This is a genomic window from Pseudoxanthomonas sp. z9 (assembly GCF_006542425.1).
Classification (GTDB): domain Bacteria; phylum Pseudomonadota; class Gammaproteobacteria; order Xanthomonadales; family Xanthomonadaceae; genus Pseudoxanthomonas_A.
In genome coordinates, this window is sequence record NZ_VFID01000014.1 from 250,325 (window position 1) to 263,323 (window position 12,999).

15 protein-coding genes are annotated in these 12,999 nt (G+C 68.5%); 8 read left to right on the forward strand and 7 right to left on the reverse strand.

What is annotated here, in order from left to right:
* The first annotated feature begins 1 nt into the window (after nt 1).
* Nucleotides 2–409, forward strand: a complete 408-nt coding sequence (locus FG323_RS17290) for a MerC domain-containing protein (RefSeq protein WP_141455951.1) — start codon at nt 2–4, stop codon at nt 407–409.
* A 113-nt stretch (nt 410–522) separates the two neighbouring features.
* On the forward strand, nt 523–699 hold the full coding sequence (locus FG323_RS17295) for a 30S ribosomal protein THX (RefSeq protein ID WP_141455952.1): 177 nt from the start codon (nt 523–525) through the stop codon (nt 697–699).
* 96 nt (nt 700–795) lie between these two features.
* Here FG323_RS17295 and FG323_RS17300 read toward each other — a convergent pair whose 3' ends face one another.
* The 5 genes from FG323_RS17300 to FG323_RS17320 form a co-directional block, all read right to left on the reverse strand.
* Nucleotides 796–1,428 (reverse strand): LysE family translocator, encoded by a 633-nt coding sequence (locus FG323_RS17300; protein WP_141455953.1) that lies wholly within the window; start codon nt 1,426–1,428, stop codon nt 796–798.
* Nucleotides 1,429–1,512: 84 nt separating this feature from the next.
* Nucleotides 1,513–2,745: an imidazolonepropionase gene (gene hutI / locus FG323_RS17305; RefSeq protein ID WP_255470222.1), complete on the reverse strand. Its 1,233-nt coding sequence runs from the start codon at nt 2,743–2,745 to the stop codon at nt 1,513–1,515.
* 26 nt (nt 2,746–2,771) lie between these two features.
* Entirely contained in the window at nt 2,772–3,278 is a 507-nt protein-coding gene (locus FG323_RS17310; RefSeq protein ID WP_141455954.1) for a methylated-DNA--[protein]-cysteine S-methyltransferase, read from the reverse strand.
* Entirely contained in the window at nt 3,275–4,798 is a 1,524-nt protein-coding gene (locus tag FG323_RS17315; RefSeq protein WP_141455955.1) for a DNA-3-methyladenine glycosylase 2, read from the reverse strand. The genes FG323_RS17310 and FG323_RS17315 overlap by 4 nt, the downstream gene beginning before the upstream one ends.
* Before the next feature lie 49 nt (nt 4,799–4,847).
* Complete coding sequence (locus tag FG323_RS17320; RefSeq protein WP_141455956.1) at nt 4,848–6,131, reverse strand: ectonucleotide pyrophosphatase/phosphodiesterase; 1,284 nt, start codon at nt 6,129–6,131, stop codon at nt 4,848–4,850.
* A gap of 57 nt (nt 6,132–6,188) precedes the next feature.
* Here FG323_RS17320 and FG323_RS17325 point away from each other — a divergent pair, with 57 nt between their 5' ends.
* Entirely contained in the window at nt 6,189–6,722 is a 534-nt protein-coding gene (locus FG323_RS17325; protein WP_181444276.1) for a nuclear transport factor 2 family protein, read from the forward strand.
* Here FG323_RS17325 and FG323_RS17330 read toward each other — a convergent pair whose 3' ends face one another.
* Nucleotides 6,723–7,460: a ThuA domain-containing protein gene (locus FG323_RS17330; protein ID WP_141455958.1), complete on the reverse strand. Its 738-nt coding sequence runs from the start codon at nt 7,458–7,460 to the stop codon at nt 6,723–6,725.
* 139 nt (nt 7,461–7,599) lie between these two features.
* Here FG323_RS17330 and FG323_RS17335 point away from each other — a divergent pair, with 139 nt between their 5' ends.
* Nucleotides 7,600–9,786 (forward strand): hypothetical protein, encoded by a 2,187-nt coding sequence (locus FG323_RS17335; RefSeq protein WP_141455959.1) that lies wholly within the window; start codon nt 7,600–7,602, stop codon nt 9,784–9,786.
* Nucleotides 9,787–9,893: 107 nt separating this feature from the next.
* Here FG323_RS17335 and FG323_RS17340 read toward each other — a convergent pair whose 3' ends face one another.
* The gene (locus FG323_RS17340; protein ID WP_141455960.1) at nt 9,894–10,250 is read right to left on the reverse strand and encodes a DUF1428 domain-containing protein; all 357 of its coding nucleotides are present in this window, start codon (nt 10,248–10,250) and stop codon (nt 9,894–9,896) included.
* Nucleotides 10,251–10,502: 252 nt separating this feature from the next.
* Here FG323_RS17340 and FG323_RS17345 point away from each other — a divergent pair, with 252 nt between their 5' ends.
* The 4 genes from FG323_RS17345 to FG323_RS17360 all read left to right on the forward strand — a co-directional run bounded on the left by FG323_RS17345 (nt 10,503) and on the right by FG323_RS17360 (nt 12,991).
* Nucleotides 10,503–11,207, forward strand: a complete 705-nt coding sequence (locus FG323_RS17345) for a GNAT family N-acetyltransferase (RefSeq protein WP_141455961.1) — start codon at nt 10,503–10,505, stop codon at nt 11,205–11,207.
* A gap of 86 nt (nt 11,208–11,293) precedes the next feature.
* On the forward strand, nt 11,294–11,914 hold the full coding sequence (locus FG323_RS17350) for a glutathione S-transferase (RefSeq protein WP_141455962.1): 621 nt from the start codon (nt 11,294–11,296) through the stop codon (nt 11,912–11,914).
* A 97-nt stretch (nt 11,915–12,011) separates the two neighbouring features.
* Nucleotides 12,012–12,521 carry a hypothetical protein gene (locus FG323_RS17355; RefSeq protein WP_255470223.1) on the forward strand — a complete coding sequence of 170 codons (510 nt, stop codon included), beginning with the start codon at nt 12,012–12,014 and terminating at the stop codon, nt 12,519–12,521.
* Between the two features lie 77 nt (nt 12,522–12,598).
* Nucleotides 12,599–12,991 carry an STAS/SEC14 domain-containing protein gene (locus FG323_RS17360; protein ID WP_141455963.1) on the forward strand — a complete coding sequence of 131 codons (393 nt, stop codon included), beginning with the start codon at nt 12,599–12,601 and terminating at the stop codon, nt 12,989–12,991.
* Nucleotides 12,992–12,999: the final 8 nt, after the last annotated feature.

Below are 12,999 nucleotides of genomic sequence, written 5' to 3' on the forward strand. Positions count from 1 at the left end.
CATGAATGAACGTTTCCGCCGCCTGCTGGATCGCTTTGGTGCCACCGGTTCCCTGATCTGCGCCGTCCATTGCGCGCTGACCCCGTTCCTGCTCGCGGCGATCCCGTCGCTGGGCCTGTCCGCCTGGCTGGGTGACGGTTTCGAACGTGCGTTCGTGGTCTTCGTGACCGTGCTTGGCCTGTTCAGCCTGCTTTGGGGTTACCGTCGCCATCGCGCGTTCCGGGCGCTCGGTCTCCTGATCGTGGGTCTTGTCACCCTCTGGGCGGGCGTGCTCTACCCGCCCCTGCACGAGTCGGCGATCGTCCACGCCATCGTGATGACCCTGGGTGGCACCCTGGTGGGGCTGGCCCACGTGGTCAACCTGCGCCTGAACCACTGGCACATCCATGACGCCAGCTGCGCGCACTGAGATATACGGGGCAAGGCTTTCAGGCCCCGCTGTGATAGGCTTTGCGGCCTCGCGCACGACCCCGCCCGGGTCGTTTCGCCAGCGCGGCAATTCAATGAATCAGGAGAACGACGATGGGCAAGGGTGACCGCAAGACCGCCAAGGGCAAGCGCTACGTGTCCAGCTATGGCAACGCGCGCAAGAGCGCCGTGGTCAAGGCTGGCGTCGCCGCTACCGCGACCGCCAAGAAGACCGTGGTGAAGGCCCCGGTCAAGAAGGCCGTGGCCAAGAAGGCCGTCGCCAAGGCGTAAGCCTTCCGCGCCGGATCCTTGGATCCGGCCGCAGGAAAAGAAAACCCCGGTTCGCGCCGGGGTTTTTCTTTGCGCCGGACTCCCGTGGTGGACCGATCAACGGCGGCCTTCGACCAGCATGCGCGTGGCCAGGCCGGCCAGCACGGTGCCCATCAGCCAGCGTTGCGCCACCTGCCACAGCGGACGTTGGCCGATGAAGACGGCGATTGAGCCGGCCATGAGAACAATCAACGCGTTGACGCTGACGCTCACCGAGATCTGGGTGAATCCGAGCAACAGTGACTGCGACAGCACGCTGCCCTGCGCCGGATCGATGAACTGCGGCAGCAGCGACAGGTACATCACCGCGACCTTCGGATTGAGCAGCGTGGTGGCGAACCCCATCGCAAACAGCTTGCGGGGGCCATCCCGGGGCAGGTCACGCACCTGGAACGGCGAGCGTCCGCCGGGCCGGATGGCCTGCCATGCGAGATACAACAGGTACAGGGCCCCGCCGATTCGCAATGCGTCGTAGGCGTAGGGAACCGCCATCATCAACGCGGTGATGCCAAACGCGGCGCACAGCACATAGAACACGAAACCCAGGGCCACGCCACCCAGCGAAACCAGGCCGGCCATGCGTCCCTGCGAGATCGAGCGGGACACGAGGTAAATCATGTTCGGGCCCGGTGTCAGCACCATGCCCAGGCAGATGAGGGCGAAGGCGACCAGGGTGGATGCTTGCGGCATGGGGTGTTCTCGGAAAGGGAAGCGTGGAGCCTGCGTGGAAGGCAGAGCTGCGTCGCGGGTGGAGCAGAGGATGGCGGTGAATCGTCAGCGTACCCGCCGGCCGCCGGCATACACGCCCGTCACCAGCTCGCCGCCCAGCCAGTAGCTCAACTGCGCGGGCCGGGCGATGTTCCAGAGCACGAAATCCGCGCGCCGCCCGACCGCCAGCACGCCACGATCCGCCAGGCCGAGTGCGCGCGCGCCCTGCGTGGTGGCGCCGCGCAGCGCTTCTTCCGGGGTGAGCCGGAAGTGCGTGCAGGCCAGCGACATCGCCAGTCGCAGCGACTGCAGGGGCGCGGTACCGGGATTGCAGTCGGTCGCCACCGCCATCGGCACGCCGTGGGCACGGAACGCTTCCAGCGGAGGCAGTTTCGTTTCGCGCAGCACGTGGAAGGCGCCCGGCAGCAGCACGGCGACCGTGCCGTGCCGCGCCATCGCGCGCACGCTGTCCTCGGAGGTGTATTCGACATGGTCCGCCGACAGGCCGTCGAACTCGGCGACCAACGCGCCACCATGGCCATCGCTCAACTGATCCGCATGCAGCTTGACCGGCAGGCCGAGCGATCGCGCGACCTCGAATACCCGACGCGTCTGCGCGGTATCGAAGGCGATGCGCTCGCAGAAGGCGTCCACCGCGTCGACCAGCCCGTCGGCATGCAGCTGCGGCAGCCATTCGCAGACCGCATCGATGTAGGCGTCGGCGCGTCCGCTGTATTCCGGCGGCAAGGCGTGCGCGCCAAGGAAGGTGGTGCGCACGGTGACGCCGAGCTGCTCGCCGATCCGGCGCGCGACCCGCAGCATCTTGCGTTCGTTGGCCAGATCCAGGCCGTAGCCGGACTTGATTTCCAGCGTGGTCACGCCGTCCGCCAGCAAGGCGCGTGCGCGCGGTAGCGACTGCGCCAGCAGTTCGTCCTCGCTGGCGGCGCGGGTGGCGCGCACGGTGGACACGATGCCGCCGCCGGTGCGCGCGATTTCCTCGTAACTGACGCCCTGCAGGCGCTGTTCGAACTCGCCGGCGCGATCCCCGGCGAATACGGTGTGGGTATGGCAGTCGACCAGGCCCGGGCTCACCCACTGGCCTTCGGCACGCAGTGCCGGGCGATCGTCAGCGTTGCCGTGACGCTCCCAATCCGCGCGGGATCCGACGAAATCCAGCGCGCCGTCGCGCCAGGCCAGCACGCCTTGTTCGATGACGCCGTAGCCGGTGTCGCCATCCAGTGTGATCAGGTTCGCGTCCAGCAGGACGCCGTCGGAAGGATGCATGGAAGAAGCGCTCATGCGGCCATTCTAGAATGCCGCGGCCTTCAACCGAACAGATCGCCCGCCGGCAACGCGCCTTCCAGGGTCAACAGGTACTGCTTGGTCGGCAGGCCACCACCGAATCCGGTCAGGCTGCCGTCCGCGCCAATCACGCGATGGCAGGGCAGCACGATGGGCAGTGGATTGCGGCCGTTCGCCGCGCCGACCGCGCGGGTGGCGGTCGGCTTGTCCACGCGCCGCGCTAGTTCCGCGTAGCTGATGGTTTGTCCGTAGGGAATGTCGGCCAGCGTGTGCCAGACGATGCGTTGGAAATCGGTGCCCTGCGGCGCGAGCGGCAGATCGAACTGCTGGCGCTCGCCACGGAAGTATTCGTCCAACTGGCGTGCGGTTGCGCGCATCACCGCGTTGTCGCCCGGCTGCCAGTCCGGCGACCGCTTGTACGGATGGCGCGGATTGTCGAACTCGATCACGCGCAGCGCGGTGTCATCGGCCACCAGCAGCAGCGGACCGACCGGGCTGTCGATGTGGCGGTAGTGCAGGGGAGTGTTCATGGCGTGGACACGGGCAATGGTGAAGCGGGCAAGGGTTTGGGAGCGGGCATGCTGTCGCGCCACAGTTGGATCACCGCGTAGGCGCGCCAGGGGCGCCACGCCTCGGCGCGGGCGGTGAGGGCTTTCGCGGTCATCCGGCTGCCGTCGGTGGGCACGGCTTTCTGCAGTACCAGATCGTCGGCGGGAAATGCGTCGGGATGGCCGAGCGCGCGCATGGCCATGTAGTTGGCCGTCCACGGACCGATGCCCGGCAGGGCGACCCAGCGCGCGGTGAAATCCTCCAGCGTGCGTTCGCCGCGAAAATCCACGCGGCCTTCCAGCAGCGCGCGCGCCATCGTGTTGATGGTGGCGGCGCGGGCACGGGTCAGGCCGATCGCGGTGAGATCGGCGTCGACCAATGCCTCGGCGGAGGGGAACAGGTGCGCGAGTCCGGTGCCGAACGGGACCGGCAACGGGGTGCCATGCCGCTGGGCCAGGCGCGCGGTGAGCGTGCGCGCGGCGGCCACGCTGACCTGCTGGCCGATGATCGCGCGTACCGCGATCTCGAAACCATCCCAGCCGCTGGGCAGGCGCAGGCCGGGGCGCTTGCGCAGCAATGGGCGCAGGCGCGGATCGGCGCCCAGCGCCCGCGCGATCGCCTGCGGATCCGCGTCCAGGTCGAACATGCGGCGGATCCGGTTGACGATGGCGAGCAACTGCGCCGGCGCGGCGCCATGCAGTTCCAGCCGAAGGGCATGCTCGTCGGGCTTCGCGCTCCAGCGGCTGACCCGCAGCCAGCCCGGTGACTCGGCGTTGCCGATGACCCGCGCGTAGCTGTCCGCATCCACGGACTCGACGCCGGGCAGGGCGCGGCCGCGCAGGAAGTCCAGCATGGCCTCGAAGTCATAGGGGGGGCGGTACCCAAGCCGCAGCGCGACGCCTTCGTCTTCCACCTTCGACTCGCGCCTGCGCAGATCGCGCGGCGCCATCCGGTAGGCCTCGCGGAAGGTGGTGTTGAACCGGGTCAGGCTGCCGAAGCCGGCCGCCAGCGCGACCTGGGTGATCGGCAGGCGTGTCTCGGTGAGCAACTGCTTGGCGAACAGCAGCCGGCGGGTGCCATGCACGCCGATCGGGCTGGCGCCCAGTCGGTCATTGAACAGGCGCCGCAGCTGGCGTTCGCCCAGGCCCAGCGAACCGGCCAGATCCGCCAGCGGACGATCGGCCAGCGCGCCCTGGTCGATCAGCTTCAGTGCCCGTGCGACGGTTTCATCGCCCCGCCGCCAGGCGCCGTCGCTGGGCGACAGTTCCGGCCGGCAACGCAGGCAGGGGCGGAAGCCGTCGGCTTCCGCCGCGGCGGCGTTCGGATAGTAGGTGACGTTGGCCGGTTTCGGCGCCGGCGCGGGACAGACCGGCCGGCAGTAGATGCGGGTGCTGGTGACGGCGGTGAAGAACAGGCCGTCGAAGCGTGGGTCGCGGCTCAGCCGCGCGTGTTCGCAGACGCGGTGATCGGGCAGGCCCGCGGGGAGGGGAGCGGAGGACATGGGTGCAGGCTAGCACCGCCCAGGGCCACCGACTCACCGTTTTCGGACATCAATGCAGCGGCGGCGAAGCGACCTCTGCGGTGCTCAGAATCGGTAGCAGGGTCCGCGGATTGCCGTCGTTGGGCGCGGGCGTGACGCCCAGCAGGCGGGCCAGCAGCGGATAGACGTCGACATTGTCGAAGCCTGGCACGACAAGGCCTTGCCGGAATGCCGGTCCGCGCGCCAGGAAGATCGCGCGCATCGACGGCAGCGCCGGGTCGTAACCGTGCGAGCCGCCACCCTTCCAGCCGTTGCGGCGCCATCGTTCGACCGCCTCGCGTTTTACCAGCAGCCAGCCTTCGTCGGCCTGGCAGACGATGGCGGGCACGCGCGGATGGGTGCCGTAATGCCAGCGCGCGGGCATGTCCTGCTTGCGCCAGCATTCTGCGTGATCGCGGCGGCCGAGCAACTGCCGCTCGGCGGCGGCCTCGTGGCCGGGGCGTGGGTTGAACCCGACCACCTGGCCGACCGTGATGGCATCCGCATCATCCGGGGAAACCCGATCCTCGATGACCATCACGCGCTCGGGCGAAGTCGCGGTCATGCCGTGATCGGAGACCACGATAAGGTTCACGCGATTGCGTTCGCCGCGGGCATCGATGCCGTCGACGAGCTGGCCGATGGCGGCATCGATCGCCTTCAGGGTGTCCTCGACATTTCGCGAAGCCGGGCCGTTGTCGTGGCCGGCGGTGTCCACGTGTTCGAAATACAGCGTGATCAGGCGCGGCCGTTCGGCGGCCGGCAGATCCAGCCATGCGTGTACCTGGCGCACGCGATCATCGATGGCGAAGGCCTTGTCGAACGGGAACCACTGGGTGGGGCGGACGCCCTGCACGGCGGCTTCGGAACCCGGCCAGAACATGGTCGCGGTACGCAGTCCGGCCTTCTCCGCGCCAACCCAGATCGGTTCACCGCTCCACCAGCGCGAGTCGCCCACCGCTTCGCGGTCGCTCAGCGAAAAGTTGCCCAGGTGCTCGTCGAACATCGTGTTGCTGATGATGCCGTGATGATCCGGGCGCAGGCCCGTGACCAGGGTGTAGTGGTTGGGGAAGGTCAGCGAGGGATAGGAGGGATTCATCCACTCGGCCCGCACGCCGCCCTCGGCCAGGCGTGCCAGATGGGGCGTGATGCCGCGCTGCAGGTATTCGGCGCGGACGCCGTCGAGCGAGATCAGCAGGAGGGTGGCGGGTTCCCCGGGAGGAGCGGAGGCGGAGTGCGGAGCGCGGGTCGCGCAGCCGGCCGACAGCAGCAATGCGGCGGCCAGCCACGCGGCCCTGACGAATGGCAGGCGCATGGAAGGACGGATGGGAATGGAATGTCGCAAAGCTTGGCAGGTTTCGGAGAACTTCGCATGACAGGCGGTCTACGACTTTCGGCCCTGCTGGGGCTGGCGGGCCTGGCGACGGGCGTCGCGGCCGCGGAGGGCCCACCGGCGCCAGCGACGCAGGACGACGCACGCTGCGCGGTGTGGGCGCGGGAACTCGGCTTCGCAGAGGCCCTCGCACGGCACGACGCCACCGCCTTCGCCGGCTTCCTCCACGCCGACGCGGTGTTCGGCGTGGGCCACCAGCCCACCCGGGGCCGCGACGCGATCGTGGCCGACTGGATGCCGCTGATTGAAGGCAAGGCGCTGGAACTGCGCTGGTATCCGGAACGGGTGTCGGTCGGCGGCGACGGCCGCACGGCCTACTCCAGCGGTCCGGCGCTGTACCGCAATCCGAAGGACGGCAGCCATCGGCTGGGACGCTTCGGGTCGGTGTGGCAGCAGGACCGCGACGGTCAGTGGCGGGTGATTTTCGACGACGGCGTGCGCCCGGTGCCGGTCGACGATGCGGGGGTCAAGGCGTTCGAGACCGGCCGTCGCCAGGCCTGCCCGGCCGCCTGATCAGCACGCATCCGCGCGTCCGGTCGCGTAGCGTAGTCCGCGCCGGAGATGGCGCAGGAAGGTCGCGTCCGAATACATCGCCGCGTCATGGCCCAGTCCCGTGTACCAGGCGCGGCCGCCATCGAAAACGCGGCACCAGGCGATCGGATGATCCTCGCCCATGGTGCCGCCGGTGTAATCGTGCTCGTCCACCGTCGCGATCACTTCGACCGAACCGCGCGGGTTGCGCCGGTAGTTGTAGATTTCGTCGGTGACCCGCCATTGGCGTCCACGCGCCGCGATGCCGTCATGGCTGAAACGCACGTGGGTGGTCTGCAGCCCGGGCGGATGGCCGAGGAACCACGCGCCGACCAGTTCGCCGTACCAAGGCCAGTCGTACTCGGTATCCGCCGCCGCGTGCACGCCCATGAAACCGCCGCCAGCACGGATGAAACCTTCCAGCGCCCGCTGCTGCCCGGGATCCAGGATGTCGCCGGTGGTGTTGACGAAGATCACCGCACGGTAGCGCTGCAATCGTTCGGGGGCGAACACCGATGCGTCCTCGCTGGCGTCCGCGTCCAGTGACTGCCGGCGGACGATGTCGCGCAGCGCGGCTACCGCCACGGGAATGGAATCGTGGCGGAAACCGGCGGTCTTGCTGAAGATCAGCACGCGCGGGGGCGGGGCAGCGGCGAGGGCCGCCCCGGAAACCATGCAGCACATCGCCAGCACCAGGGCGCGGAGGAGGATTCGCGGCATCATGCGGCGAGTCTGCCACGGTGGCCGGATGGTTTCAGTGGAGACGATGCTGCGCTGCAATTGGCCGCATGTCGGGTCATGGCTTAGGGTGCGATCCAGGAACATCCGCCGCAGGACGCGCTCCCCCACGAGGTTTTCCATGCGCCATTGGCCGGGTCTGCTCTGCCTGTTGCTGTCATTCCTGTCGATGCCGAGTCCCGCGGCGGAATCGCCATCGGCGCCACCCGGATTGCCGCGCTGGTCGATTGAGCAACCACGCGAGAACCGCTACCTCTCGGCGCACGGACTGCGCGCCTTCGCCGGCGGGTATTCCGAGGACGGGCTGGAACTATGGACGTTTCCGTTGCAGATCGCGTCGGGCTATCGACCCGGATTCGTGATCGACGGAAAGACCCACGACGGGCTGGCCTATCTGGCCTCGGCGGAAGTGGATCCGCTGGGGATGACCCGGCACTACGCGGGGCCGGGTTTTTCGCTGCGCGAACGCGTGGAGGCGCGTGGCCGTTTGCCCGGTGTCATCGTGCGCTACGAACTGGAAGGCGACGGCATCGGACTGGAAATTCGTTTCCGGCCCTCGCTCAACCTGATGTGGCCGGCGGCGGTGGGCGGGCAGGAGCTGGCCTGGGACGCGCGGGCGAAGGGATTCCTGATCAGCGAACCCCGCAGGCAGTTCCGTGCACTGGTGTCCTCGCCGCAGGCGACGGAGCACAGCGAGCCGAACAACGATCGGCGTGGCAGCGAGTTCGGCCTGCCCCTGTTCCTGCGCCTGCAACCGCAAGCCTGCGGCACGAAACGTTGTGCGGAACTGGTGTTCGCCGGCCAGAGCGAGTCGGACGAGGATGTGCATGCCACCACAGTGGCATTGCAACAGCCCGCGTCGGCGGAAGACGCAGCGCGTTTCGTCTCCTCCGACCGGCTGCGCATCACCACGCCCGATGCCGATGCCAATCGCGCGCTGGACTGGGCCCAGATCGCGCTGGAGCAGGCGTGGACCTGCAACGCCCGGCTGGGCTGCGGCCTGGTCGCCGGTTATGGACCATCGCATGGCGCGCGGCGTCCTCAGTACGCGTGGTACTTCGCCGGTGACGGCCTGGTCGGCACGCGCGCGTTGATCCATGAAGGCCGCTTCGAGCGTGCGGCGGAGGAACTGGCGTTCATCCTGCGCTACCAGCATCCGGACAACGGCATGATCTGGCACGAGATGTCGCAGAGCGCGGGGTTCCTGGACTGGGCCGGCGACTATCCGTACATGTACGTGCATGTCGACATCGCGTTCGATTTCATCGGCGTGCTGGCCGAATATGTCCGAGCCAGCGGCGACACGGCGTTCCTGCGCGAGCACTGGCCCGCCGTGCTCAAGGCCTATCGCTATTGCCTGTCCACGCGCGATCCCGGTGACGGCCTGCCGCGCGTGCCGGCCGACAAGATGAGTGCGAACGAGCAGGATCGCCTGACCGACGAGTTGACCCTGTCGGCGGCCTGGGTCGAAACCGCACAGGCCATGTCGATGCTGGCGCGGATGCAGGGCGACGAAGCACTGGCACGTGAGGCCACCGGCGCCGCCGAGCAGGCGCGCATCCAGTTGCGCAGGCGTTACCGCGACGAGGTCGGGCAGCGCTGGATCAGCGGCTTCACCCATGCCGGCAAGGCGGGCGAAAGCACCTCTCCGGCGGATCTGGCGGTCATCCGTTCCGGGGCGGCGACGAATGCGGAAGTCGTGGCCACGCTCGGCCAGTTCTCCCTTCCGGCCTACCTCACCGCGTGGGGGCTGCGCAGCCGGCCGGAGACGGCCGCCGACTACGATCCGGAAGCCTACTCGCGCGGCAGCGTGTGGGGGCTGGGCACCGCGATGGCGGCCGAGACCCTGTGGCGCGCGGGCCGGCCGGAGCAGGCGGCGACGCTGTGGCGCAGCCTGGTGTCGTGGGCCGACGCGGATTCGCCGGGGCACATGCACGAGGTCATGCGCGGCGATCGTCCGGAGCCGCAGCGCGAATCGGTGCCGGAGCAGACCTGGTCCTCGGCGGCGTTCCTGTCCGCGGCCGTCCACGGCATGCTCGGGCTGGACGTGGATGCGGCGGCAAAACGATTGCGGTTCGCACCGCAGCCGCCGGCCGGCTGGGACCAGGTGACGGTCGAGAATGTCCGTGTCGGAGATGGCCGCGTCGATCTGCGTTGGCGCAGCATCGCCAATCGCACCGAACTGGAAATTGAGAACCGCGGCGCGCCTTTTTTCCTGATCTGGGAACAAGGACAGCGCAAGGGCGTCACTCCCGTCGTGATCGAGCGACGCATCGCCACCGGGCACACCCGGCTGGGTGTGCCCTGAGCGGACGCATGGGTTGGGGCACGACGGCGCCGGGGTTGCTGCCCGGCCACGGCAGACACCGCGCGCGGGAGCAGCGGTGCAAACGCCGCCCCACGTCTGTTCGGGGATTACTTTTTCAGATCCACCACGGGCACGAAGCCGCCGAAGATCATCCGCTTGCCGTCGAAGGGCATGGGATTGGCGGCCTCCATGCGCGGATCCTCCATCATCTTCTTCATGCCGATGTCGCGGGTCGCCTTGTCCGGCCATTCGACCCAGGAGAACACCACGGTCTCCTCGTCGGTGGCCTTCACCGCGCGGCGGAAATCGGTGACCTGGCCGTCGGGAACATCGTCGCCCCAGCATTCGATGACGCGGATGGCGCCGAGCTCCATGAAAATCGGATCGAATTCGCCGGCGTGGGCGATGAACTTCTCCTTGTTGGCGTTGGGCACGGCGATGAGGAAACCGTCGATGTACGACATGGTGGAGCTCCTGTGCTTTGAGAGGAATGAAAGGTCCGGGATACGGGCCTTCTTGGTGTCGACGAACGGGCAAGCCGGAATTCGACAATGGCCGGGGCCCTGTTCAGGCAAGCGCCGCGAAGACGGCGGTCCATGCGGCGCCATCAGAGATATGCCGGAGGGACCCGGGTATTGATGTGACGACGCGGTTAACATGGGCGGCCGCCGGGGATGCGTCCGCCGCATCGCCGCGAATGCACCGACCGCATGATGATGAGTACCGACGTCCTCGAACCGCGCGTCCAGGCCGCGCTCGACAATCCGTTCTGGTCCGCGTTGCAAAGCCTGCACAGCGGTATCGCGCTGCGCGCGGGCGCGGTGGCGCGCTACCCCGCCGGATATGCACCGTTCCTGGGCGTGGCAAGCGCCGCCGACGGGGACATTGGCGCGGAGCTGGAGGTGCTGGTCGCGCCCGGCGAATCCGTCTACCTGATCGGGGTGGTACCGGAAGCACCGCCGGGCTGGCGGCTGGAGGCGTTCCGGCCACTGGCGCAGATGATCCGCACGACGCCGCTGCCGGTGGCGGAGGGGCCGGAGATCCTGCCATTGGGCGATGCGCATCGCGGCGACGTGCTGGCATTGACCGCGCTCGTGTATCCGCATTACTTCCGCGAACGCACCATGGACATGGGCCGCTATTTCGGCATCTATCAGGAAGGACGCCTGGCCGCGATGATCGGCGAGCGCCTGGGGACGGGGGAATGCCGCGAGATGAGCGCGATCTGCACCCATCCGGATTTCAACGGGCGAGGCTACGCCGGCCGGCTGACCGCCATGCTCGTCAACGACACGCTGGCGCGTGGCGCGCTGCCGTTCCTGCACGTGAGCCACGAGAATCCGCGCGCGCTGCAGTTGTATGAGCGGCTGGGTTTCTGGCATCGGCGCGACATCGGATTCTGGTCGCTGCGGCGGGCCTGAACGCGGCGATCGAAACGCCACGGTTGAAAGGTTCTCCCGTCGTCCCAATCCGGAGGATTCACCTTTCTCCGGCACGCGGGGTATCCATGCAACTGCTCTACCAGACCCATTCGCCCTATGCGCGCAAGGCGCTGGTGTTCGCCCACGAGGCCGGCCTGGCCGATCGGCTGGAGGTGATCCACCACGAGACCAGCCCGGTGCTGCGCAACGAGGCGGTGTTCCGGCAGAATCCGCTGGGCAAGGTGCCGGTGCTGCTGCGTCCCGGCCAGCCGGCGATCTTCGATTCGGACGTGATCTGCGCCTACCTCGACACCCTGCACACCGGCGCGCGGCTGATTCCCGCCGACGGCGAAGCGCGCTGGCATGCGCTGCGGGCGCAGGCGGTGGCGCAGGGATTGTGCGAGGCCGGCATCGCGGTGCGCTGGGAGACCGTGCGCCGTCCCGAACCGCTGCGCTACCCGCCGCTGCGCGACGGCTACATCGACAAGCTGCTGGCCAGCTACGACTGGCTGGAACAGGAGCTGGACGTCGAGGCGCCGCCGCATGTGGGACACATCGCGGTCGCCACTGCCCTGGACTGGCTGGCGTTTCGCGAACTGCCACCGTTCCGGCCGGGACGGCCGCATCTGGCGACCTGGTTCGACGCCTTCGCGCAGCGTCCATCGATGCGGGCCACGCCGCTGTCCGGCGACACCCACGACGCCTGACCCGGCCGCTGTCATGTTCCTGTCATTTCATCGCAGCAGGATCTTCACGAAACCGTAAAGCGCGCCCATGCCGGACGCGCCGGGCAAGGGTGGACGCATGAAGATCAAGGCTTGGCTGCTGGCAGGACTGGCGATGGCATGGATGCCGGCGGCGTTCGCGCAACAGGGGCTGGCCCCGCACGTCAACATCGAGCAGCGGCTCACCGCCGAGCAGATGCGCGCCACCGGCCTGGACCAGCTCACCCCGGCGCAACTGGAACTGCTCAACCGCCTGCTCGGCGAACAGGTCGAGGCGCGCGCGCAGGAGCGCGCCGAGGTCATCGCCCGCACGCAGGCGCCGGAGCGCCGGCCACGCGACGAAGGTTCGCTGATTGGCCTCAACGACGAGCCCATCCACGCGCGCCTCAAGGGCACCGTGGCCGGCTGGGAGCCGGGGACCGTGTTCGAACTGGACAACGGCCAGCAGTGGAAGGTGCTGAAGGGCAAGATGAAACTGTCGCGCCCGCTGCAATCGCCCGAAATCGTGGTGGTGCCCGGCGTGGCCGGACGCTGGTTCCTGCAGGTCGAGGAAGACACGCCCAAGGCGCGGGTTTACCGGATCGACTGAGGCCCTCGCCGGGCGTTGACGTTTTCGCGACGCGCCCGCGGCGAGCATGCGATGAAGCCCATCGCAGGAGTCCACGGATGATCGAAGGCATTCCCGCTCCGCCGCACGTGGCGGCCTTCCGCTTCAGCGGCCAGCTCACCGGCGAGGACTACGACCGGTGCATCGCCGAGATCGAGGCGCGCCTGCACGAGTACCGCCGCATCGGCATCTTCACCGATCTCGCCGGCATGACCGGCCTGAGTGCCGAGGCGATGGCCAAGGACCTGCGCTACGCGGTGCAGAAACTGGGCGAGTATTCGCGCTTCGCGAGGGCGGCGGTGGTGACCGACAAGCAATGGCTGGGCCGGATTTCCGAGTTCGCCGGGCACCTGTTGCCGGCAACGGAAGTGCGCGCGTTCGAGCCCGCCGAAGCGGAGCAGGCGCTGGCGTGGGCCGCCGAGGTCACGCCCGAGGGCAATGATCCGGCCTGACCCCCGGG